Origin of the sequence: Photobacterium sanguinicancri (genome assembly GCF_002265265.1) — a bacterium.
Classification (GTDB): domain Bacteria; phylum Pseudomonadota; class Gammaproteobacteria; order Enterobacterales; family Vibrionaceae; genus Photobacterium; species Photobacterium sanguinicancri.
Window position 1 is genome coordinate 1 of the sequence record NZ_NOIF01000402.1, and the last position, 786, is coordinate 786.

The window sequence follows — 786 nt, forward strand, 5'->3', positions numbered from 1 at the left end:
ACTTAAATCTTAGGTTCCAGTTTTCATAGAGTTAATTAATTTCAATTGCTTTTTAACTTCAGAAGCTATAGTCGTATCTTGCATGCTATCAATGACCGAAGGAAGCAATTTTGATTGACGGTCATTTGATAGTACCTCTAAGTCAGCAACCACTCGTCTATGAATGAGCCTTATCTGCTCCTTTTCATCGCCTCTAGTTATCCTCATTGTTGCTTCGACTGACGTTAACTCAAGATCTTTTAAATAATATTCGAGGCAATATCTTTCTGATAACTCATGTAAATGATCGTAGATAGCTATTATTTTCAAATGTAGCTCATTAGCTCGACATAATACTAACTCGCGGATGAACTCATCTGAAAAAAGCTCTAAAAAATGCTCTTGCTGCTCTTCTGGTATCTGTTCAATCATATCATTAAATGAAGGCAGTAACCTTTCTGTGACTACATGCTCTTCATAGCGAGCTAAAAAGTTGTCACTGTAATTTACGTTAATTTTTATCATGTAAACTCAGTATCATCTGTTGAATATTCTTACTTTTAATTTTTTTAATCAAGAGCATATCTCTTTCACCAAGACTGTTTTCACTTGGGAGAGAAAGTAGCCTGTTGATTTCTTTTTTAGAGTGCTCACCAAATGTTGAGCTAAGGTGCATTCCCTTTACGTATAAATCGGTAATATTTGAAGAAAAACCAAAAGACTCAACCACCTTAGTATTGCCGTTTTCTCTATCAAGGGAAACGATGTCTTCTGGTAGAAAATCACTTATTATTATAGGAGAGTGTG

General features: G+C 34.7%; 2 protein-coding genes. Both read right to left on the reverse strand.

The genetic code is table 11. From position 1 onward, the window contains the following. Positions 1-9: 9 nt before the first annotated feature. The gene (locus ASV53_RS24290; protein ID WP_094959019.1) at positions 10-504 is read right to left on the reverse strand and encodes a hypothetical protein; all 495 of its coding nucleotides are present in this window, start codon (positions 502-504) and stop codon (positions 10-12) included. Continuing rightward, the coding region (locus tag ASV53_RS25700) for a hypothetical protein (protein WP_205049240.1) at positions 491-786 on the reverse strand (296 nt) is incomplete at its 5' end. The genes ASV53_RS24290 and ASV53_RS25700, both read right to left, overlap by 14 nt.

Excerpts from the sequence above, each read along its gene's own strand:
- ASV53_RS24290 (WP_094959019.1), bottom strand. The coding sequence starts at position 504 with ATGATAAAAATTAACGTAAATTACAGTGACAACTTTTTAGCTCGCTAT.